This window comes from Pseudanabaena biceps PCC 7429, from assembly GCF_000332215.1.
In the GTDB taxonomy this organism is placed as follows: Bacteria; Cyanobacteriota; Cyanobacteriia; order Pseudanabaenales; family Pseudanabaenaceae; genus Pseudanabaena; species Pseudanabaena biceps.
This window is the reverse complement of record NZ_ALWB01000457.1, coordinates 1-698: the sequence shown is the minus strand read 5'-3', so window position 1 is coordinate 698 and position 698 is coordinate 1. Positions and strand designations below refer to the sequence as shown.

The 698-nt window shown below is 39.0% G+C and carries 1 protein-coding gene and 1 pseudogene; both read right to left on the bottom strand.

What is annotated here, in order from left to right; all coding sequences use genetic code 11:
* A pseudogene (locus PSE7429_RS27855) lies at positions 1 to 274 on the bottom strand (NF041680 family putative transposase); the annotation flags it as partial.
* Positions 275 to 437: 163 nt separating this feature from the next.
* Positions 438 to 563, bottom strand: a complete 126-nt coding sequence (locus PSE7429_RS27680) for a hypothetical protein (protein WP_267879035.1) — start codon at positions 561 to 563, stop codon at positions 438 to 440.
* Positions 564 to 698: the final 135 nt, after the last annotated feature.

The following is a 698-nucleotide window of genomic DNA, read 5'->3' as shown; positions in this document are numbered from 1 at the left end:
TTCCCCACCTGTATGGTCTCCTGCTAGCAATGGTCGAATATCTTTGGGTATTTGTCTACACATAGTCGTCTAAGCCTTCCTCGTCTCGGACGACTATCTTTTAGTGATTCATACAGGCTTGACCATTTCCGCCGATACACCGCAGATAACGATAATTCTGCAATGATTTCACGCTTGGACTGGTTAACACTGCATCCATTAAGTCAAATATTGCATCTCTTCCATTTCCTAAAAAATTATATGCCTGTTGACGAAAGTTCTGTAGTTTTATCAATAATCATGACTGTAGATGTGCTTTTTCTTTTTCATCTACTTTAGGCAGTTTGTATCTCTTTTACTCTGTCCTTTTTTTCCTTTTTTAGTCTAAACTCCAGTTAATGAGATATAACTCACATTTTGATGTTTATTGTGAATGCGTTACGCTGCGCTAACACATGCTACTGCTGGATCATCGCTTCAGCAAAATTAGTTTTGGAATGATTGCCGACAAAGTATCTAAAGCGATCTTTGGGTTGTGGGAGGATTAGTGCGATCGTCGATCTTGTAGAGTTTGCTAATGTCACATAACACCCAATTTTATATTAGCGAAAGGCGTTGTTGCATAAAAAGGGGGTTAGAAGGTAAATTAAGTATTAAGCAGGAGATGAGACCCCGAAAGATGACAGAGAAATATGAGATCCGCAACTGGTCAGAGTATA